At 69.9% G+C, this 19,134-nt stretch carries 17 protein-coding genes and 1 rRNA gene; 11 read left to right on the top strand and 7 right to left on the bottom strand.

Annotated features, from left to right (window positions below; all coding sequences use genetic code 11):
• Positions 1 to 181: 181 nt before the first annotated feature.
• On the top strand, positions 182 to 1,771 hold the full coding sequence (locus ACIREI_RS35845; RefSeq protein WP_403342110.1) for an FAD-binding oxidoreductase: 1,590 nt from the start codon (positions 182 to 184) through the stop codon (positions 1,769 to 1,771).
• 160 nt (positions 1,772 to 1,931) lie between these two features.
• Here ACIREI_RS35845 and ACIREI_RS35840 read toward each other — a convergent pair whose 3' ends face one another.
• From ACIREI_RS35840 to ACIREI_RS35825, 4 genes are all read right to left on the bottom strand, one after another.
• Positions 1,932 to 2,642: a phosphatase PAP2 family protein gene (locus ACIREI_RS35840; RefSeq protein ID WP_403342108.1), complete on the bottom strand. Its 711-nt coding sequence runs from the start codon at positions 2,640 to 2,642 to the stop codon at positions 1,932 to 1,934.
• 197 nt (positions 2,643 to 2,839) lie between these two features.
• The gene (locus tag ACIREI_RS35835) at positions 2,840 to 3,847 is read right to left on the bottom strand and encodes an NlpC/P60 family protein (RefSeq protein WP_403342105.1); all 1,008 of its coding nucleotides are present in this window, start codon (positions 3,845 to 3,847) and stop codon (positions 2,840 to 2,842) included.
• 124 nt (positions 3,848 to 3,971) lie between these two features.
• Complete coding sequence (locus ACIREI_RS35830) at positions 3,972 to 5,630, bottom strand: serine/threonine-protein kinase (protein WP_403342102.1); 1,659 nt, start codon at positions 5,628 to 5,630, stop codon at positions 3,972 to 3,974.
• Positions 5,631 to 5,652: 22 nt separating this feature from the next.
• Positions 5,653 to 6,426, bottom strand: a complete 774-nt coding sequence (locus ACIREI_RS35825; RefSeq protein ID WP_403342650.1) for a trypsin-like serine peptidase — start codon at positions 6,424 to 6,426, stop codon at positions 5,653 to 5,655.
• Between the two features lie 208 nt (positions 6,427 to 6,634).
• Here ACIREI_RS35825 and ACIREI_RS35820 point away from each other — a divergent pair, with 208 nt between their 5' ends.
• Both ACIREI_RS35820 and ACIREI_RS35815 read left to right on the top strand, forming a co-directional pair.
• A complete protein-coding gene (locus tag ACIREI_RS35820) occupies positions 6,635 to 6,982 on the top strand; it encodes a DUF1330 domain-containing protein (RefSeq protein ID WP_403342647.1) in 348 nt (115 codons plus the stop codon).
• A gap of 99 nt (positions 6,983 to 7,081) precedes the next feature.
• The gene (locus ACIREI_RS35815) at positions 7,082 to 7,498 is read left to right on the top strand and encodes a hypothetical protein (RefSeq protein ID WP_403342100.1); all 417 of its coding nucleotides are present in this window, start codon (positions 7,082 to 7,084) and stop codon (positions 7,496 to 7,498) included.
• Between the two features lie 93 nt (positions 7,499 to 7,591).
• Here the strand turns inward: ACIREI_RS35815 and ACIREI_RS35810 are convergent, their stop codons facing one another.
• Positions 7,592 to 8,539 (bottom strand): oxidoreductase, encoded by a 948-nt coding sequence (locus ACIREI_RS35810; protein WP_403342097.1) that lies wholly within the window; start codon positions 8,537 to 8,539, stop codon positions 7,592 to 7,594.
• A gap of 90 nt (positions 8,540 to 8,629) precedes the next feature.
• On the opposite strand from ACIREI_RS35810, the gene ACIREI_RS35805 reads away from it, so the two are divergent.
• The 8 genes from ACIREI_RS35805 to ACIREI_RS35770 all read left to right on the top strand — a co-directional run bounded on the left by ACIREI_RS35805 (position 8,630) and on the right by ACIREI_RS35770 (position 18,382).
• Complete coding sequence (locus tag ACIREI_RS35805; RefSeq protein WP_403342095.1) at positions 8,630 to 9,232, top strand: TetR/AcrR family transcriptional regulator; 603 nt, start codon at positions 8,630 to 8,632, stop codon at positions 9,230 to 9,232.
• Between the two features lie 258 nt (positions 9,233 to 9,490).
• Complete coding sequence (locus tag ACIREI_RS35800; RefSeq protein WP_403342092.1) at positions 9,491 to 10,828, top strand: peptidase S8; 1,338 nt, start codon at positions 9,491 to 9,493, stop codon at positions 10,826 to 10,828.
• A 360-nt stretch (positions 10,829 to 11,188) separates the two neighbouring features.
• The gene (locus ACIREI_RS35795; protein ID WP_007494892.1) at positions 11,189 to 11,497 is read left to right on the top strand and encodes a hypothetical protein; all 309 of its coding nucleotides are present in this window, start codon (positions 11,189 to 11,191) and stop codon (positions 11,495 to 11,497) included.
• 207 nt (positions 11,498 to 11,704) lie between these two features.
• Positions 11,705 to 12,535 carry a hypothetical protein gene (locus ACIREI_RS35790; RefSeq protein WP_403342089.1) on the top strand — a complete coding sequence of 277 codons (831 nt, stop codon included), beginning with the start codon at positions 11,705 to 11,707 and terminating at the stop codon, positions 12,533 to 12,535.
• Positions 12,525 to 13,844, top strand: a complete 1,320-nt coding sequence (locus ACIREI_RS35785; protein ID WP_403342086.1) for a hypothetical protein — start codon at positions 12,525 to 12,527, stop codon at positions 13,842 to 13,844. Before ACIREI_RS35790 ends, ACIREI_RS35785 begins: the two co-directional genes overlap by 11 nt.
• Positions 13,841 to 15,397 carry an SCO6880 family protein gene (locus ACIREI_RS35780; protein ID WP_403342084.1) on the top strand — a complete coding sequence of 519 codons (1,557 nt, stop codon included), beginning with the start codon at positions 13,841 to 13,843 and terminating at the stop codon, positions 15,395 to 15,397. Before ACIREI_RS35785 ends, ACIREI_RS35780 begins: the two co-directional genes overlap by 4 nt.
• 6 nt (positions 15,398 to 15,403) lie before the next feature.
• Positions 15,404 to 16,819, top strand: a complete 1,416-nt coding sequence (locus ACIREI_RS35775; RefSeq protein ID WP_403342081.1) for an ATP-binding protein — start codon at positions 15,404 to 15,406, stop codon at positions 16,817 to 16,819.
• 15 nt (positions 16,820 to 16,834) lie between these two features.
• Positions 16,835 to 18,382, top strand: coding sequence for a type IV secretory system conjugative DNA transfer family protein (locus tag ACIREI_RS35770; RefSeq protein WP_403342078.1), 1,548 nt, complete (start codon positions 16,835 to 16,837; stop codon positions 18,380 to 18,382).
• 38 nt (positions 18,383 to 18,420) lie between these two features.
• Here the strand turns inward: ACIREI_RS35770 and ACIREI_RS35765 are convergent, their stop codons facing one another.
• Together ACIREI_RS35765 and rrf are read right to left on the bottom strand one after the other, a co-directional pair.
• Entirely contained in the window at positions 18,421 to 18,984 is a 564-nt protein-coding gene (locus ACIREI_RS35765) for a GNAT family N-acetyltransferase (protein WP_403342076.1), read from the bottom strand.
• 62 nt (positions 18,985 to 19,046) lie between these two features.
• A 5S ribosomal RNA gene (gene rrf / locus ACIREI_RS35760) occupies positions 19,047 to 19,134 on the bottom strand; the annotation flags it as partial.

The following is a 19,134-nucleotide window of genomic DNA, read 5'->3' as shown; positions in this document are numbered from 1 at the left end:
CCGTTCAGGGCCGGAGCGGGGTCTGGGGCGGCAGCCCCAGCGGGGTCGAAGGGGCGGAGCCCCTTCAGGATGGGACGGGTAGGGGCGGCGGGGGCGAGAATCCCGCGCCGAATGACCACCGCACCATGGAACCCCACCCCCCACCACCCCGTCTCGTTCCACGTAACCCCCAGGAGGCGACATGGAACGGCGTACTTTCATCGGCGGCGGCGCAGCAGCCCTCACCGCCCTGGCAGCAACCGCCTGCAAGAGCACCGACACCGGCGCAGGCGCAGCCACGGACGCAGGCACAAGCTCAAACCCCGGCACAGGCACCCGCACACAAACCACCGCCACCCGCTCCACCACCGCCTCCGCCCCCGCCAACTGGACCGCCCTCGCCCGAGACCTCGACGGCCGCCTCATCCGCCCGGGCGACGCCGACTGGAAGTCGGCCCACCAGCTCTACAACACCCGCTTCGACGCCCTGAAGCCCGCCGCAGTCGCCTACGTCGCCCACCCCGACGACATCCGCACCACCCTCGCCTACGCGCGAGCCCACAACCTCCACGTAGCCATCCGCAACGGCGGCCACTCCTACGCCGGCTGGTCCTCCGGCAACAACCGCCTCATCATCGACGTCTCCAAGCTCAACCGCATCCGAGCCTCGGGCACCACGGCAGTGGTCGGCGCCGGCTCCAAACTCATCGACGTCTACCGAGCCCTCGCCGCAAAGGGCGTCACCATCCCCGCCGGCTCCTGCCCCACCGTCGGCGTCTCCGGCCTCACCCTCGGCGGCGGCCACGGCGTGACCTCCCGCGCCTACGGCCTGACCTGCGACAGCCTCACCCAGGCCACCCTGATCACCGCCGACGGCAAGCAGCTCACCGCCAACGCCACCACTCACAAGGACCTCTTCTGGGCCCTGCGCGGCGCCGGCAACGGCAACTTCGGCGTCGTGACGGAACTGCACTTCAAGACCCACCCCGCCCCCCAGGCCGTAACGGCGTTCATGACCTGGCCCTGGTCGAAGGCGGCCGCGTTGATCAAGGCCTGGCAGGAGTGGGGCCCGAGCCAGCCCGACGAGATCTGGTCGGCCCTGAGCATCTCGAACCACGCGGGCGGCACCCCCACCATCTCCGTCGCGGCGTTCTCCCTGGGCACCTACGGCGAACTCCAGAACGCGGTGGACCGCCTGGCCGACCGCCCCGGCGGCCCCGGCCCCGCGAGCAACGTCGCCCTCAAGCGCCGCTCGTACGAGGCGGCGATGGAGCTCTACGCAGGCTGTTCCTCGTTCACCACGGACGCGCAGTGCCACCTCCCCGGCTCCACCCCGGGCCGCTCCCCCCAGGGCGCCCTGAGCCGCGAAACGTACACGGCGAAGTCGGACTTCTTCGACCGCTCCCTCTCCTCCGCGGGCATCCGCACCCTGCTGAAGCAGATGGAGTCGGTCCGCGGCGGCTCCGGCAGCATCGCGCTCACGGCCCTCGGCGGTGCCGTCAACCGCGTCTCCCCCACGGCGACGGCCTTCGTGCACCGCCGTTCCCGCATGCTGGCCCAGTACATCGCCTCGTGGCGCGCCGGCACGACGGGCTCCACGGCCCAGGCGTGGCTGAAGTCGGCGCACGACGCGATGCGGCCGTACGCCTCGGGCGCCGCGTACCAGAACTACACCGACCCGACCCTGAGGGACTGGCGCAAGGCGTACTACGGGGACGCGGCGACGCGCCTGACGAAGCTGAAGAAGCAGTACGACCCGCAGGGCTTCTTCACGTACCCGCAGGCGCTGTAGGCCGTCACGCACTCGCAGCCGCTGTAGCCATCACAGACGTCGGCGCGCAGCCACCAAAAGCAAGCGCGCCGACCCACCGACCCACCGAGCCGCCGACCCACGAAGCCACCGAGCCTCCGCCCCGCCAAGCCGCCGACCACCGACCCCCGCCCCAGCGAAGCTACGCCGCGAGATCCCGCTCCTCAGCCCCCGCCGACTCCTTCCGAGCCCCCGGAATCAACGCGTCCTGCCCACCCGCCCGGGACAACCCCCGCGACCTGATCAGCCACCCACCCCTCGGCGACCGCTCGATCGCGGACATCACGGGCGTCAGCAAAGCCATGGCCAACGGCGACAACAGCAGCGCGACAGCCGTGCCGAGCGCGAACCCGCCCACCACATCGGTCGGGTAGTGCACGCCCATATAGACCCGGCAGAACCCTTCGAGAAGCGCGAGCCCGATCCCGACCAGCCCGAACTTCCGGTTCGCGACGAACAGTCCGACCCCCAGGGCCATCGCGATCGTCGCGTGATCACTGACGAACGAGTAGTCGGTCTTGCCGGACACCAGGACTTCGAGCCCTTGATGGTCGTTGAACGGCCGGGGCCGCTCGACGAACCCCCGTATCGGCACATTCACGAGCACCGCGATGCCGGCGGCCAGCGGCGCCCACACGAGCGCGGCCACCGACGAGGCGGCGTCCTCCGCGCCCCGCCGCCGCACGGACCACCAGCACCACACCACGAGCAGGACCATGGCGAGCACGAGCCCGTACTCACCGACGTACTCCATGACCCGGTCGAACCAGCCCGGCGCGTCCTTGGCCAGGCCATTGATGTCGTAGAGCAGCTCGACGTCGGGGTTCGACCCGGATTCTGCGAGTCCAGCCATGATGCTGCGGCCCCTTCGTCGTCTCTCCGGCGCATCTTGCGTACGCCGCTACGCCCACCCCCGTGGTTGTAGATCCGGCTACTACACCAGGAACGCACGGCCCCTGTTGATACGTTCCACACTCCACTGAATGATCACGCAGACGTTATCGAAGAGAGACCCATCGCCGCAGCTCAGGGGGTGGGTTCACGCTCCGTCTACACCGTCGTGGGGAGCGCTTTCGCGCCATCTTCGGTGACCCGGGTGGCACCGAAGTACTTCGCGGTGTCGATCGGGTCGAACCGGATCACAGCACCCGTTCTCGGTGCGTCGATCATGTACCCGCCGCCCACATAAATCCCGACATGGTCGATGGCCCGGGAGTTGGTCGGGTCCGTCGAGAAGAAGACCAGATCGCCGGGGAGCAGCTCGCTCCTGGCCGGATGCGGTCCGGCGTTGTACTGATCGTTGGCGACGCGCGGCAGCGTGATCCCGACACTCTCGTAAGCGGCCTTGGTCAGCCCGGAGCAGTCGAACCGTCCCCCGTCCGCAGCGGTACCGTCTCCGCCCCACAGGTAGGGCGTGCCGAGCTTCTTCTGCGCGTAGTAGATGGCGCCGGCGGCCTGCTTGCTGGGGTCGACACGGCTCACGGGCGCGGCGAAGCTCTGCTCCAGAGTCGTGATCGTCTTCACGTAGTTCTGGGTCTCCTTGTACGGCGGCACACCCCCGTACTTGATGACCGCGTACGCCCCCGCGTTGTAGGAGGCGAGCATGTTCTTCGTCTGGTCGCCGGGAACGTCCTTCACGTACGAGGCGAGCTTGCAGTCGTACGACGCGGCCGATGGAATCGCGTCATTCGGATCCCACACGTCGCGGTCGCCGTCACCGTCGCCGTCGACGCCGTGCGTGGCCCAGGTGCCCGGGATGAACTGAGCGATGCCCTGCGCGGCCGCCGGGCTCTGGGCCTTCGGGTTGAAGCCGCTCTCCTGGTACAGCTGGGCGGCGAGCAGCGCGGGGTTGATGGCAGGGCACAGATTGCCCCACTTCTGCACGAGCGCCTGATACGCGGCCGGCACAGCGCCCTTGGCGAGGTTCTTGGCCCCGCCGCCCACCCCGTTGGCAAGGTTCCCGGCGACGACGTAGACCCCGACGACGAGCAGCATCACGAAGCTGAGCCCGGCCGCGACAGCGGCACCCGCCACGATCCATGCCTTACGCACCGTCAACCGCCCCTCGCCCGCCGGGAGTCCGCCCGCGCCAGTTTAGGAGCTTCCCGCGCGGAAGCCGTCGCAACCGATGCTCTCGTAGTCCGTCGGGCTGCCGTTGACGTGATAGAAGACGACCGTCCAGTCACCGGGGTCGTTTGCGACGGGGATCGCGTCGATGGGCTTGCCCGTCTCCGAGTGCCACTGGAAGTCGTCGGGGTAGGTCAGCTCGATGTACCCCCCGGCCTTCCAGTGCGTGTAGATGTCCACCGGTTCGCTGGTGTAGCCGATGGTCTGGTTCGGCGCCTTGTACGGCAGGCCCGTCGAGGGGGAGATGTCGTGCGGCGGCTTCACTCCGACCGAGACGTAGTACGGATCGGGCTTCTCGGTCAGCATCTCCGCGTACTTGAACCGGACGGAGATCTTCGCCCTCTCCTGGACGGACGCGGCGGTGGGATCGTCCGCGTCGACCGCGCTGTACTTGGAGTTCCTCGGGCGCGCTGACCGCCCCGACCTGCGCGCATTTGCGTTCGGAGCTGTTCCAGACATCGACGTTGCGGCGGTTGCGCACGATGTACTCCGGCGCCTTCTGCGCCGCGGACGTGCCGCTCGCGGACGCCGACGCCGACGGCGAACCCGACGCCGAGCCGCCGCTCCCCGCCTGCGACCCGCCGCCCTCCTCCCCCTGCCCGTCCAGCATCCGCCAGGTCACGGCGGACGCCGTCCCCACCACCACCGCGACGGCGAGAGCCACGATCCAGGGCGTACGACGCGAGCGGCCCCTCTCCGGTACGGCCGTCGGCGCCGAGGGCGCGAGCGTCGGTACGTACGCCGGGACGGCCGTCGGCACATAGCCGGGCCCCGCGGTCGGCGGATACACCGGCGGCGTCGGCGCCCCGTGCCCCGGCGGCACCAGCCCCGCCGCCACCGCCGCCTGGAGGTCCTGCGGCACGGCCTCGGCATCGCCGCTGAGCCGCCCGTAGAACGGATCCTCGGTGAGCACCGAGGACACGGCACAGCGCGCGATGACCGCGTCCAGCCCCGGCCGCCCGGCCGGGTCCTTGGCCACGCACTCCCGTATGAGCTCGGCCAGTTCCGGTTCCACTCCGGCGATGTCGATGTCCTCGTGCACCGCCCGGTACGACACCGCGTGCATGGGACCGGAACCGAACGGCGGACGGCCCGTCGCCGCGTACGCGAGCGTCGCTCCGAGCGCGAACAGGTCCGCCGCCGCGCCCACCTGATTGCTGGTCAGCACCTCGGGCGCGGTGTACCCGGGCGTCCCCGGGGTGAGTCCGGTCTGGGTCAGGGCCGTGTCCGCCGCGCCGCGGGCGATCCCGAAGTCGATGAGAAGCGGCCCCTGCGGCGAGAGGATCACGTTCTGCGGCTTGAGGTCCCGGTGCGTCACGCCGTACCCGTGCACGCTCGCCAGCGCCTCGGCGAGGGCCGCGAACAGCCGCCGAGCGCTGTCGGCCGGCAACGCCCCGCGCTCCCCCACCGCCTTGCCCAGGGTCGGCCCCGACACATACTCGGTGGCCAGCCAGTACGGCGCCGCGTCCAGCGAGGCGTCGATCAGGTTCGCCGTATACGCGCTGCGGACGGCCCGCACGGTCTCGACCTCCCGCCGGAACCGTGCCAGCGCCTCCGGATGGTCGGTGATCTCGTCCCGGATCACCTTGATCGCGACCAGCCGCCCACCCGGCGAACGAGCCAGATAGACCTGCCCCATACCGCCCGCCCCGAGCCGCGCGAGCAGCGTGTAGGCGCCTATGTGCGCCGGGTCCCGATCCTTCAGTGCGTCCACCGAACTGACCTTGCCACAAAGATCAGTTCGCCGGGGAACCCCTTTCCGCCCGCTGATACAGCTCCGCCGCCTCCGCCCCGAACACCACGCTGAACGACACGTCCGCCGTGGCCCCGCCCCCGTCGTGCCCGCCCAGCACCCCGACGACCGCCCCGTCCCCGTTGACCCAGGGACTCCCGCTGGTCCCGCCGCTGAAGCCGGGACAGGAGATGCGCTGCTGCGTACGGGTGTGGAGGCCCGGCTTGTTGGTGCAACTGATCGGCGCCTCCCGGGCGTTGGGGTACCCGGTGACGGTCACCGCCGTGGCCCCCGTGGCCGTGTCCGAGGCGAGCCGATTGCCCCCGACCACCTCCTCGACCTCTCCTCCACCCGCCCGCTCCCCCACGACCCCGAACGCCACGTCACTGTCCTCGTCCCGCCCTTTCAGCCATCTCTCCGGCAGGAACCACCTCCCGACCGTCCACACCCCGTACGGCGCCCTGCCGTCCCGGTACCCGGGCACGAACATGAGCTTGTCCGCCCTGCCGTCGAGGCAGTGGGCGGCGGTGACGATGAGGTTCCGGTGCGGGCTGTGCACGACGGACGCGGTGCAGAAGTGGCCGCCGCGCAGGTCGGCACGACGGTCGGTTGCGAACAGGGCACCGACACGGACACTCCGAGCCGTCGCGACGGCGAAGGCGGTCACCCCGAAGGGCCCGGTTCCGGCGTCGGCGGCAGCGGTGGAGGCCGACGTGACGGCGAGGAGGAGGGTGGCGGCGTACAGGGCTGGGCGGGAGGCGCGGGCGGTGCGCTTCATCGGGGACATCGGCGCCACTGTGACCGACGAAGGTGAGAGAAGCGTCAGACGCCGTCCGCGCGGCCCTCGGCCCCTCTCTTCCGGCGCGGTGAGCCGCCGTACATTGCGCACGGCCACCCCGGCCGCGTTACCCGGCAGGTAATCGCCACCGGCAGGCTCCCATGCCACGCTCGTGAGCACAGGGAGCCCGACCGACCGGAAGGACACCATGCCCGCCTACGCGATAGCCCACCTCCGTAACGCGACCGCGCACCCGGAGGTCGCCGAGTACATCGAGCGCATCACCGCCACCTTCGAGCCGTACGGCGGCCGCTTCCTCGTGCACGCCACGCCGCACGAGACGAAGGAGGGCAGCTGGCCCGGAGCCGTCGTGATGATCGGCTTCCCCGGCATCGCCGAGGCGCGGGCGTGGTGGGACTCGCCCGCCTACCAGGAGATCGCGCCCCTGCGCTCCCGGCACATCGAGGGCGACATCATCATGGTCGAAGGCGTCGCCGAGGACTACGACCCGGCCACCACGGCGAAGGCCATGCGGGAGGCACTGGCCGGCGAGTAGCGCTCGGCGTACGAAAACCCGGGCACAAGGTCATCCCCCACGGCAGACTGTGGACGATCTGCGGACCGGCAGATCCAACTGACCACAGGGGGAACAACCATGAGACGGACCGGACGAGCCCTGGCCGTGACCGCACTGGCGGCCTGCGGGCTGACCGGCCTCGGGGCGGCGCCCGCCGCCGCGTCGGGCGATGTCCTGCTGCCCCATCCCGGGCCGGACGGCCTGGTGTGGGTGGAGGAGCGGACGGGGGACGGCGGCGTCGTGTCGGGGGGTGCGTGGGATCGCCTGCCGACCGTGCTCACCGTGGCGTGCGAAGGGGACGGCGATGTGCGGGTGACCATGCGGCAGGACACCGAGGTCGCCGCGTTCTCCGTCGACTGTCCGGCCGGCGAGGCCGGGGTCGGCTCGGTGACCATGGACCCCGGCGTGGTACGCGCCGGTTCCTTCCACGTGACCGTCGACGCGTCGGCGGACAACATCCGGTGGGCGCTGACCGTGACCCAGCCGGAGTCGTGACCCGCCCGAGGTAAGCGGAAGTACCGAGCAAGTGAACTGAGCGAAGTACCCAGCACCCAGCAAGCGTGGCAACCGTGGCGTCCGAGCGGCGCACTACCGCTCGGCGGCCACCACCTGCCCCGTCGGCCCCACCAGCTCCCCCGGCCAACTCACCCCGGTCAGCTCCTCCGACACAGTCCACAACCGCCGCGCCACCCCCGCATCACTCGCCGCCGCGGTCCGCCCCACCAGCGTCGGCGCGCCCCGCAGCTCACCGAGCCCGTCCGGGCCGACATAGCTCGCGCCGGGCAGATCCTGAGTCGCCGCGTACAAGGTCGGCAGCGCGCCCGCCGTGTCGTCCTGGGCGAGGAACCTGTTGCCGATCTTCATGAAGCGCCGCATCATCGCGCTCCCCGCGTGACTCTGCAGGTTGGTGGCCGCGTAGCCGGGGTGAGCCGCCAGGGCGCGCACCGGAGAACCGGACCCGGTCAGACGGCGCTGGAGTTCGAGCGTGAACAGCAGGTTCGCCAGCTTCGACTGGGCGTAGGCGCGGTTCGGGTGGTAAGCGGACGTGAAGTTCAGGTCATCGAAGCGGATCCGGGCATCGCCCCAGCGGTGGGCACCGGACGACAACGTCACGACCCTGTCCGTGACGTACGGCAGCAGCAGGTTCGTCAGCGCGAAGTGACCCAGATGGTTCGTGCCGAACTGCATCTCGAAGCCGTCCGCCGTCCGCTGCTGCGGCACCATCATCACGCCCGCGTTGTTGATCAGCAGATCCAGGGGCCGCCCCTGCCACGCGTCCGCGAACTCCCGCACGGAAGACAGATCCGCCAGATCCAGGCGCCGCACCTCCGTGCTGCCGTTCACCGTCGCCGCCGCTGCCCGGCCCCGCCCCAGGTCCCGTACGGCGAACACGACGTGCGCACCCGCCCGCGCCAGGGCCTCCGCCGCCCTGAGGCCGATCCCGCTGTTGGCGCCGGTGACGACGGCAGTGCGGCCGGCGAGGTCGGGGAGGCTCGTCGCGTCCCATGTCTGCTTGGTCTTCGTCTTCTCAGCCATGCCCTCGAATGTAGGCGCTGCCAACAATGCTGTCAATGACAACAATGCTGACGGCGCCAACAAAGATGGCACCGCCAACATCAAGCTACGATGGCCCACATGCCCGAGAGCCGCCCCTACCACCACGGAGACCTGCGCGCCGCCCTGCTCGCGGCAGCGGAACGCACCCTGCGCGAGAAGGGCGCCGGCTCCCTGTCACTGCGCGAACTGGCCCGCGAGATCGGCGTCAGTCACGCCGCCCCGGGCCGGCACTTCAAGGACAAGCAGGCCCTGCTCAACGCCCTGGCCCTGACCGGATACGACCGGCTCGCCCAGGCCCTGAACACGGCAGACGACCCCTCGCTCCCCCTGGAACCGCGCCTCACCGCCCTCGCCCGGGCATACCTCGGCTTCGCCATCGACAACGCCGAGCTCCTGGAGCTCATGTACGCCCGCAAGCACGACCCGGACGCCTCCGAGCAGATGGCCACCGCCGTCGAGCAGACGGTCGGCAGCCTCGAACGGGTCCTCGCCGACGCCCAGACACGCGGCGAGATCATCGAGGGCGACCCCGAGGAACTCAACCTCGTCACGGGCGCGGCCCTCCACGGCGTGGCCGGTTTCATCGCCGCCGGCTGGCTCACCCCGGAAGCGGCCCTGGCGGGCGTGGAGCGCTTGGTCCACCACCTGCTGCACGGCTTGAAGCCCCGCTGACGGCAATGCCCTCGAGGGTTCCCAGAGGAACCCCGAGTCAAGCCCGAGCCATCCCCCACCCATCCCGCGCCCATCCGCCCGCCATTGATCAGCAATCCCCAACCCCCCTGAGCAATACAGAAGTCAGGATTCCGAAACCCACCTTGTTGTCACGTACTCAACAAGCGACAGTCGTCGGCGGGCCGCCGCCCCCACCGGAAACCACACCGGTGGCCCCCCACCCGCAGGCCTCTTCCCCCACTCACAGGAGGCTGTACGTTGCGTACGACGACCCCCAACTCCCTCAAGACCCCCGGCAGATGGCGCCGCCTCACGTCCACGGCAGCCACCGCGGCCGCAACCGCCGCGCTCGTCCTCACCGGAATCGCAAGCGCCGGCACCGCGACCGCCGCCGGCGCCACCCCGCGGCAGACCCCCGCCACCACGAAGGTCACCTGGACCGCCACCCCCTGCGCCACGCCCAAACACAAGGGCGACCTGGCCTGCAACTCGGTCCGCGTGACCGGCGGCACCACCGCCTTCGAGAAGCAGCGGGCGGCCAAGAACGGCACCACCCCCAAGGCCGGTGACGCCACCACCCCCTCCGGCTACGGCCCGTCCGACCTCCAGGACGCCTACGGCCTCACATCCGCCGCCGCCTCCAACGGCGCCGGCGAGACCATCGCGATCGTCGACGCGTACGACGACCCGAACGCCGAGGCCGACCTCGCCCAGTACCGCTCGCACTATGGCCTCCCCGCCTGCACCACGGCGGGCGGCTGCTTCAAGAAGGTCGGCCAGACCGGCTCCACGACCTCCCTCCCCTCCGCCGACAGCGGCTGGGCCCAGGAGATCTCCCTCGACGTCGACATGGCGAGCGCCACCTGCCCGCACTGCGACATCCTGCTGGTCGAGGCGTCCTCCGCGTCCATGGAGGACCTGGGCACGACAGTGAACGAGGCCGTCAAGCTGGGCGCCAAGTACGTCTCCAACAGCTACGGCGGCTCGGAGTCCTCGTCGGACACCTCGTACGACTCGACGTACTTCAACCACCCCGGCGTCGCCATCACCGTCAGCGCGGGCGACTCGGCCTACGGCGCGGAGTACCCGGCCGCGTCCCGCTACGTCACAGCCGTAGGCGGCACGAAGCTCTCCAGCTCCTCCTCCACCTCCCGAGGCTGGACGGAGTCGGTCTGGAAGACGAGCAGCACCGCGGGAACCGGCTCCGGCTGCTCCTCCTACGACGCGAAGCCGAGCTGGCAGACCGACAGCGGCTGCGGCAAGCGCACGATCGCGGACGTCTCGGCCGTCGCGGACCCGGCGACCGGCGTCTCGGTCTACGACTCCTACGGCGTCACCGCCGGCTGGTACACCTTCGGCGGCACGAGCGCCTCCGCCCCGATCATCGCGGGCGTCTACGCCCTGGCGGGCACGCCGGGCGCCGGCGACTACCCCGCGCGATACCCGTACGACGCGGCCGGTACGTCCGCCCTCAACGACGTCACCTCCGGCAACAACGGAACCTGCTCCACGGCGTACTTCTGCACCGCCGGAACCGGCTACGACGGCCCCACCGGCTGGGGCACCCCGCAGGGCCTGGACGCCTTCACCGGCTGACCCTCCGTCACCATCCCTGACCAGCACGGGCCACGGCACCCCGCCGTGGCCCGTGCGCCATGCCGGGATAGCCTTCACCCGCAGAACACGGGCACGACCACTCACCCGACCGGCCGTCAGAAACGGTCCCCGGCGTGAAAAATGGCTAACGACGGAACCACACCACGGGTTCCGCTCAGGCCTCATTGCCCGGGGTGACCTGCCGTGATACACAGAGTGACCGTACGAGGTATTCGTACGAATCCCGCCCATCAATGACGCCAAGTCGACATACGACGGCGCGATTGTCGGCGAGAATGAGGACTGACCTCTGCGCGGCGCAGGGGACGGCAGAACTACCCAACAGGGGCGGTGACTTACATGCTCTTTGCGGCCGATAAGGGCGACATCAACACCATCATCGGCGGGATCGCTCCGGACTGGGGTCCCTTCGGGGCGCTGGGGAACGAAGCGAAGACGATGATCCAGGTCGTCATGGCGGTGGCCATCCTGCTCTGCCTCGGCATCGCCATCTGGGGGGCGGCCAAACAGCGCATCGGCGCCACGGCACTGCGCGACACCTTCAGCGCCGAGCAGGGCAAGGGTCTGATCGTCGCCGGACTCACGGGTGTCTTCATCATCGGGTCACTGGGCACGCTGTTCACCATCGTGTACGGCATGGCCGTCTAGGCGGCTGCGTCCCCTCCGTCCACTCCCCTCCCTCCGTCCGCTCCGGGCACGCCCGGTCCCCCCAGTCCCCCACCCACCCGTCGTGCCCACCGGCTGAGGTTGCGTTTCCCTGATGTCGAGTCACCACACCGCGCCCACGCGGGAACCAGCACGGCTACCGTCGTACTCCTACGTGTATTCGTCCGACGTGGAGGGGGCGTACGCGGCATGACTCTCGGAGACGAACGGGAGACCTCCGGCGGTTACGCAGGCACCGGTCAGACCCGCACACGGCTGCCCGAGAGCGGCGCCGACGTGTACGGGGGCGCACGGCGAGGCGGCCGCACGTCGTCCCGAAGCCTGGTCACCGTGGTCGGCGTGGTCGTCCTCCTCATCGCCGCGATCGCCTTCGCGAACCGTGGAGGCGACGACTCCGGTTCAGCGATCGGGGACGAAAACCAGCCGAATTCCTCGAGCACGGCGGCGAGCGGTTCGCGTCCGGTGGCGGGGAAGGCCGGGGGGATTCCGGCGGGGTTCGCGCAGGATGAGGTGGGGGCTCAGAGTGCGGCGGCCAACTATGCGGTCGCGTTGGGATCGGCCGACATGTTCGACAAGGCCAAGCGTGACGCCATCCTGCAGGCCATCATCACTCCATCTCGTATCCCCGAGTTCGAGACGACGCTGGACCAGGCATACACCCCCGCCTTCAACAAGAACGTCGGCCTGAACGACGACGGCTCCACACCAACTGGCTACACCTTCGTATCCCGCACGAGCCCGATCGGCACAAAGGTCACCGAAGCCTCCACCAACAACGCAACCGTTGAGGTCTGGTGCAGCGGCCTCCTCGGCCTGGCCGGGGAGAACTCGACGAACCCCGTCACGAACAGTTGGTTCACCATCACCATGAAGCTCGAATGGACCAATGGTGACTGGAAGATCGTGACGCACTCTCAGAAGGACGGCCCTACGCCTGTGCCCGGCGATGAAAGGGCCTCCAGCGCCGACGAGATGGCGAAGGCCGTCGACGAGTACGGAGGGTTCACGTATGCCCGCTAACCGCCGTGCCTTCAAGCTGGCTGCTGTCTTCACAGCCGTACAGACCACAGCTGTTCTCATGGCCACGCGTGCCTTCGCAGCACCCACACCTTCGCCCAGCAACGACCCCTGCGACCTCATCCACGGCCCCGCCAAGGACTACTGCGAAAAAGACAACGGCAGCCGCAGCGGCAGCGGAACCCCCTCCCTCACCGACCCCACCTCCACCCTCGACCCCCTCTCCTCCCTCGCCAAGGGCTGCGCCGACGCCGCCGGCTGGACCGTCAAGCAGCTCAGCGAGGCCGTGAAGGAGACCGCGAACGTCGACTTCACGAACACCAAGTTCCTCCAGCAGTACGCGGTCGTCTTCGCGGCGTCGACGATCCTCACGCTCCTCCTCTGGCTCCTGGCCGTGGCCAAGCGAGCCGTGCGGGGCGTCCCCCTCACCACCGCCATCAGCGAAGCGATCGGCTTCCTCTGGCTGACGGTGCTGGCGTCGGCGTTCACACCGCTGATCCTCTACACGGTCGTATCGGCCACGGACGGCGTCACAGACGTCCTCGCGAAGGCGACGGGCGACCAGACGGACACCTTCTTCGGCACCTTCGCCGGCGCCCTGGAGAAGGGCGAGGACATCGGCGGCGGCCCGATCATGCTGATCGTGGTGTCCCTGGTCTCCATCCTCGCCGCCGGCATCCTCTGGCTGGAGCTCGTCATCCGCGCCGCCCTGCTCTATGTCGGCGCCCTCCTCGGCACCGTCGTCTACGCGGGCCTGGTCGACAAGAACCTGTGGGGCCACGTCCGCCGCTGGGCGGGCATCATGATCGCCGTCATCCTCGTGAAGCCGGTCATCGTCATAGTGCTCGGCCTGGCCGGCGCACTGTCCGCCGACGACGGCCCGGACGCCTTCTCGGCCGTCGTCTCCGGCCTGGCCATCATCCTGCTCGCCATCTTCGCCAGCGCGATGATCTACCGCTTCGTCCCGGGCTTCGGCGACGAGATCGCCGGCTCCCGCAACAACCGCATCATGCGCGGCGCCGAAGGCAAGGCCGCCGCCGTCATCAGCTCCCCGGCGACCCTGGTCGCCCAGGGCATCAAGACACACAGCTCCCGCGCGGACAACAACGGCGGCGGAAACCAAGGCGGCTCCCGCCCGTCCAACCCCGCCTCCGGCGGCGTCGCCGCGCACAGCTCGCGCTCCTCGAACGGAGGCGGCGGATCTGTCCCCTCCGCCGCACCCGCACCCCGTTCGAGCAGCCCGGTGAACACCCCGCACGCCAGCAACACCCGTAACAGCAGCAGCAACCCTTCAGGAGGTGACGGGCGTTGACGACCGAGTCCCACGTGTCCCACGCGGTCACGCCCCGCCGTACATATCTGATCGGCCGCGCCCGGCCGAACGCGATCGTCGGCCGCAACCGCGAGACCGGCGAGATCGCACTGATCATCGCGGGCGCGTTCCTCGGCATGATGTGCGGACTCCTCGTCCCCGTCCTGTCCCTGCGCATCGTGCTGCTGATGGGCTTCCCGCTGATCGCGCTGGCCGCGGTCTACGTGCCGTACAAGCAGCGGACGTTCTACAAGTGGTTCGAGATCAACCGCAGCTACAAGCGCACCCTCCGCCAGGGCACGACGTACCGCTCCGGCGCCATCGAGGCCGGCACCCACCTCGACGGGCGCGAGGTCGAGGTCGGCCCGCCGCCCGGCATCGGCCGCATCACCTGGCTGGCCGCCCCCTTCGGGCCGGACGAGATCGCCGTACTGCTCCACGCCGACCGCCGAACCGTCACAGCAGCAATCGAGATCGAGGGGCCGGGCGTCGGCCTGCGCGACTCCGAGGACCAGGAAGCCCTCGTCGACCGGTTCGGCACCCTCCTCAAGCACGTGGCGAACGGCGACGGCTTCGTGACCCGGCTGCAGATGCTCGCCCGCACCCTGCCCGCCGACCCGGACGCCCACGCCAAGGACGTCGCCGTACGCGGCGACGACCGGGCCCTCGGCTGGCTGCAGCAGTCGTACGACCAACTCCAGTCGATGGTGTCGACGAGCAGCGAGCAGCACCGCGCCTACCTCGTCGCCTGCATGCACTTCACCCGCGACCTGGCCGCCGAGGCCCAGGCGATGGCCCGCGCGGCCCGCCCGCACGGCGGCAAGGTCGACCGGGACGCCGGCCTCGCGGTCGTCATGGCCCGCGAGCTGACGGACATCTGCTCGCGCCTGCAGGAGGCGGACATCCGCGTCCGCCAGCCGCTCGGCCAGGGCCGTCTGGCCTCCCTCATCCACTCCATGTACGACCCGGACCACCCGATCGACCACATCCAGGCGATGACCAAGCGCAACGCCTGGCCGGCCGAACTGGACGCCATGGAGCCCACGTTCCTGCAGGCCAAGACCCGTGAGTCGTCCACCCGAGCCCCCTGGTGCCATGCCACCGCCTGGGTGAAGGAGTGGCCGATGACCCCGGTCGGCGTCAACTTCCTTGCGCCGCTCCTGGTCCACACCCCCGACGTCATCCGAACGGTCGCCGTGACGATGGACCTCGAACCCACCGAGGTGGCCATCGAACGCATGCTCACCGAGAAGACCAACGACGAGGCGGAGGCCAGCCGCGCCGCCAAGATGAACCGCACCGTCGACCCCCGTGACGTGGCCGCCCACACCCGCCTCGACCAGCGCGGCGAGGACCTCGCCAGCGGCGCCGCCGGCGTCAACCTGGTCGGCTACATCACCGTCTCCTCCCGCTCCCCCGAGGCCCTGGCCCGCGACAAGCGGACCATCCGGGCGTCGGCCGGAAAGTCGTATCTGAAGCTGGAGTGGTGCGACCGCGAGCACCACCGGGCATTCGTCAACACGCTCCCCTTCGCCACCGGCATTCGGAGGTAGGACCTGATGCGGGACCCGCTGTCCGTCCTCACCGACGCCTTCACGTCCTTCCTGTTCGGGAAGGTCGAGACGACCCGGCTGCCGGTGCGCACGTCGACGGGCCAGGCCCAGGCGGTCTACCTCCCGACCGCCGCGCCGGGTCTCGGTGACTCGGGGGTGATCATCGGCCGCGAGGTGTATTCCGGCAAGGGCTACATCTACGACCCGTTCCAGCTGTACGGCCAGCAGCTCCCCGCCCCGCACTGGCTGGTCCTCGGCGAGTCCGGCAACGGCAAGTCGGCCCTGGAGAAGACGTACGTCCTGCGCCAGCTGCGCTTCCGCGACCGCCAGGTCGTCGTCCTCGACGCCCAGGGCGAGGACGGCGTCGGCGAATGGAACCTCATCGCGCAGGAGCTGGGGATAACTCCCATCCGCCTGGACCCGATGGCCGCGCTGGACATGGGAATCCGCCTCAACCCGCTCGACCCCGCGATCACGACGACGGGCCAGCTGGCCCTGCTCCGGACGATCATCGAGGTCGCGATGGGCCACGGCCTCGACGAACGCTCGGGCTTCGCCCTGAAGGTCGCGCACGCCTACGTCAACGAGACGATCGTCGAACGCCAGCCGGTGCTGACCGACATCGTCGAGCAGCTACGGCACCCCGAGCCGGAGTCGGCGGAGGCGATGAACGTCGCCATAGACGACGTACGGGCCTGGGGCCTGGACGTGGCGCTGGTGCTGGACCGTCTGGTCGACGGTGACCTGCGCGGCATGTTCGACGGCCCCACGACGGTCGGCATCGACCTCGACGCGCCGCTCATTGTGTTCGATTTGTCCCACATCGACCGCAACTCCATCGCCATGCCGATCCTGATGGCGATCGTCGGCGTTTGGCTGGAGCACACCTGGATCCGCCCCGACCGGAAGAAGCGCATCTTCCTGGTCGAGGAGGCCTGGCACATCATCAACAGCCCCTTCGTGGCGCAGCTCTTCCAACGCCTGTTGAAGTTCGGGCGCCGACTGGGTCTGTCCTTCGTGGCGGTGGTCCACCACCTGTCGGACGTCGTGGACGGAGCGGCGGCGAAGGAAGCGGCCGCGATCCTGAAGATGGCGTCGACCAGGACGATCTACGCCCAGAAGGCCGACGAGGCGAGGGCGACGGGCCGGGTACTGGGCCTGCCGCGCTGGGCCGTGGAGATCATCCCGTCCCTCACCCCCGGCATCGCGGTGTGGGACGTCAACGGCAACGTCCAGGTCGTCAAACACCTGGTCACCGAGACGGAACGCCCGCTGGTCTTCACCGACCGCGCGATGACGGAGTCGTCCGCCGACCGCGACCTGACCGACGACGCCCTGCGCGCCGCCGAGCTGGAGGCGGAGGAACGCGCGGCGGCGTTCGTGGAGCAGCACCTCGGCGACTCCGAATCGACGGTGGCGTAGGGCGAAAGGGGCAGCGTGAGACCGGACGACCGCCGAGCACACCGGGACCACAGGGAACACCGGGACGGCCAGGGAGGCATCCCCGACGGCCTGCTCATCGGCGTACTCGCCTTCCTCCTCGGCATGACCGTCCTGGTCTGGACGGCCACCGGCCTCGCAGCCCTGTTCGCCCACGGCTCCTGGCCCTCCGGCGTAACGTTCACCCGCACGCCCCTGGCCATGCGCTCCCTGATCGCCCAGCCCCAGGACATCCCCGGCGCATGGCCGCAGACACCGAGCGACCAGCTCTCCGGGTACGGCCTGGTCTGGGGGCTGTTCATCGGCCAGCTGCTGATCCTGATCGTGCTGACCGTGTTCGTGCTGGGGACAGTGGCACGGTGGCGGGCAGTGAGGGCGGGGCGGCGCGCGGGAAAGACGGAGGGTGCGGAGGCAACGGCCCCGATACCGCACGAGGTACCCACACCACACGACGTACGCGCACCACACGACGTACCAGCCCCGCACGTCGTACCCGCGCCCAGAACGGAGCCGCTGCCCCAGCCGCAGCCGGAGTCTCAGCCACAGCCGACGCCGGCAGGGCATCCCGATGCCGACCGGCCGGCGACGGTCCCCGCACCCCGCGGACTCAGCGAACCGACGAGGGCCGGGCTGGTGGTAGCCCCAAGAGAAGACCGCCGGTCAACCGCAACCCAGGCGGTACACGACGCGGAAGGCCCCACCCTCGTAGTCACGTCGAACTCGGCGCTCTGGCACGACACCAAGGACGCCCGCGCAAAACTGGGCCCGACTCTCCTCTACGACCCCACCCACCTCTGCGACACCCCGTCCCGCCTTCACTGGTCCCCCACCACGGGCTGCGAGGACAAACAAACAGCGATCTCCAGAGCCACCGCACTCCTGACGCCGGTCCGCCCCACCTCGCGCCTCGACCAAGCGGTCAGCGACACCGCCGAAACCCTCCTGCGCAGCTACCTGCACGCCGCGGCGATCGACGGCCGAACCATCCGCCACGTCCACCGCTGGTCCCAGGGCGGCCAGATCCAGGACGCCGTACGCATCCTCCGCACCAACCCGAAGGCGGCCCCAGGCGCGGCAGGCGAACTCGAAGCCGCCCTCACAGCCCACCCCGAACGCCGGGACATGGCCCAGGAGCTGACGACCCGCGCCCTCTCCGCCCTGTCCATGGTCAACATCCGAGAGGCCTGCACTCCAAACCGAACTGATGCCCTCACCTTGGATTCCTTTGTCCATGAAGCGGGCACGCTTTATGTGGTGGGTGAATCCATCGAGGACCCCCGAGCCAACCCGGGCGCCATGCCACTCCTGACGGCCCTCGCCGCAAGCGTGGTCGAGCGCGGCCGGCGCATGGCCGAACGGTCATCCTCCGGTCGCCTCGACCCACCACTGACGCTCGTCCTGGACGACGTCGCCGCCGTGGCTCCGCTTCCCCAGCTCCCGGAGCTGCTGGCCACCGGAGCGGACCGGGGCATGCCGACCCTGGCCCTGCTCCGGTCCCGCGAACAGGCCCGCTCCCGCTGGCCACACGACGAACTCCCCGCCTGAACCACCCAGTTGTCGGCTCAGGCCTCTACGTCAGCCCTTCACGGCCGCTCGAGGACGAACTCCAACTCGGACTCCCCCGGCTGCCCGGCCAGCGGCACCGTGAGCCCACTCGGCACGAACCCGACCTTCCGGTAGAACCGCTGCGCCCGCCCGTTCTCCTCATGCACGATCAGCCGCACCCGCTCCGCACCACGCGCCCACGACCACTGCAGAGCGGCGTCGAACAGCACCTCGGTCAGCCCGATCCCACGCTCCTCGGGCCGTACGAACACAGCGACGACATGGCCCTGCTTCCGCTCCACCGGTAGCCCCGCCCAGTCGGGCGTCCCCGGCTCCTCGACCAACACGGTCAACGTCCCGACCCACCGCCCGTCCGGCCCTTCCGCGATGATGGTCTGCGCCTTCTCAGCTCCCTCGCAGGCCCCCGCGGCCCGCTCCTGCCAGAAGGAGTCGGGCTGGGCCACGGCCTCCTCATAGGTCGTCAGATAGGCGATCGGCGCGACCGGGTCCCTCAGCGCCTCAAGCCGCAACTCCTTCGCGGCCGGCCACTCATCGGCGCGTATGGAACGGATGATGTAGGCCCCGGGATTCGTGGTGCTCATGACGGCCACCGTAGCAACACAAAAAGGCCCACACCGTAAGGTGTGGGCCTTTTCTAAAATTTGTTCGGCGGCGTCCTACTCTCCCACAGGGTCCCCCCTGCAGTACCATCGGCGCTGTAAGGCTTAGCTTCCGGGTTCGGAATGTAACCG

Source organism: Streptomyces sp. NPDC093591 (assembly GCF_044764885.1).
Lineage (GTDB): Bacteria > Actinomycetota > Actinomycetes > Streptomycetales > Streptomycetaceae > Streptomyces.
Note: the sequence above shows the minus strand (reverse complement) of the source record. Positions and strands in the feature narration are given on the sequence as shown.

Excerpts from the sequence above, each read along its gene's own strand:
- ACIREI_RS35845 (WP_403342110.1), top strand. The coding sequence starts at position 182 with ATGGAACGGCGTACTTTCATCGGCGGCGGCGCAGCAGCCCTCACCGCC.
- ACIREI_RS35840 (WP_403342108.1), bottom strand. The coding sequence starts at position 2,642 with ATGGCTGGACTCGCAGAATCCGGGTCGAACCCCGACGTCGAGCTGCTC.
- ACIREI_RS35825 (WP_403342650.1), bottom strand. The coding sequence starts at position 6,426 with ATGAAGCGCACCGCCCGCGCCTCCCGCCCAGCCCTGTACGCCGCCACC.
- ACIREI_RS35820 (WP_403342647.1), top strand. The coding sequence starts at position 6,635 with ATGCCCGCCTACGCGATAGCCCACCTCCGTAACGCGACCGCGCACCCG.
- ACIREI_RS35815 (WP_403342100.1), top strand. The coding sequence starts at position 7,082 with ATGAGACGGACCGGACGAGCCCTGGCCGTGACCGCACTGGCGGCCTGC.
- ACIREI_RS35810 (WP_403342097.1), bottom strand. The coding sequence starts at position 8,539 with ATGGCTGAGAAGACGAAGACCAAGCAGACATGGGACGCGACGAGCCTC.
- ACIREI_RS35805 (WP_403342095.1), top strand. The coding sequence starts at position 8,630 with ATGGCCCACATGCCCGAGAGCCGCCCCTACCACCACGGAGACCTGCGC.
- ACIREI_RS35795 (WP_007494892.1), top strand. The coding sequence starts at position 11,189 with ATGCTCTTTGCGGCCGATAAGGGCGACATCAACACCATCATCGGCGGG.
- ACIREI_RS35790 (WP_403342089.1), top strand. The coding sequence starts at position 11,705 with ATGACTCTCGGAGACGAACGGGAGACCTCCGGCGGTTACGCAGGCACC.
- ACIREI_RS35785 (WP_403342086.1), top strand. The coding sequence starts at position 12,525 with ATGCCCGCTAACCGCCGTGCCTTCAAGCTGGCTGCTGTCTTCACAGCC.
- ACIREI_RS35775 (WP_403342081.1), top strand. The coding sequence starts at position 15,404 with ATGCGGGACCCGCTGTCCGTCCTCACCGACGCCTTCACGTCCTTCCTG.
- ACIREI_RS35765 (WP_403342076.1), bottom strand. The coding sequence starts at position 18,984 with ATGAGCACCACGAATCCCGGGGCCTACATCATCCGTTCCATACGCGCC.